3 tRNA genes are annotated in these 404 nt (G+C 52.0%); all 3 read right to left on the bottom strand.

The features are described 5' to 3' along the window. A tRNA-Met gene (locus L975_RS17050) sits at positions 1-74 on the bottom strand. A 59-nt stretch (positions 75-133) separates the two neighbouring features. Continuing rightward, positions 134-208, bottom strand: a tRNA-Gln gene (locus L975_RS17045). 25 nt (positions 209-233) lie between these two features. Beyond that, a tRNA-Gln gene (locus L975_RS17040) sits at positions 234-308 on the bottom strand. Between the last annotated feature and the right edge of the window lie 96 nt (positions 309-404).

Raw genomic sequence — 404 nt, 5'->3', positions numbered from 1 at the left:
TGGCTATGACGGGATTCGAACCTGTGACCCCAGCATTATGAGTGCTGTGCTCTAACCAGCTGAGCTACATAGCCATTAATCTGTTGTGCTCCCGAAGATCGGTTTTTCACGATTTCAGAAACTGTGTATTGAATGGCTGGGGTGCCAGGATTCGAACCTGGGCATGGCGGGATCAAAACCCGCTGCCTTACCGCTTGGCGACACCCCATCCGGGTATTCAACACAACTTAAATTGGCTGGGGTGCCAGGATTCGAACCTGGGCATGGCGGGATCAAAACCCGCTGCCTTACCGCTTGGCGACACCCCAAGAGAATATTTACGTAGTGAAATGGTGGCTATGACGGGATTCGAACCTGTGACCCCAGCATTATGAGTGCTGTGCTCTAACCAGCTGAGCTACATA

It is taken from the genome of Plesiomonas sp. ZOR0011, assembly GCF_000800945.1.
In the GTDB taxonomy this organism is placed as follows: Bacteria; Pseudomonadota; Gammaproteobacteria; order Enterobacterales; family CAMTGL01; genus Plesiomonas; species Plesiomonas shigelloides.
This window is presented reverse-complemented; position numbering and strand designations above follow the sequence as displayed.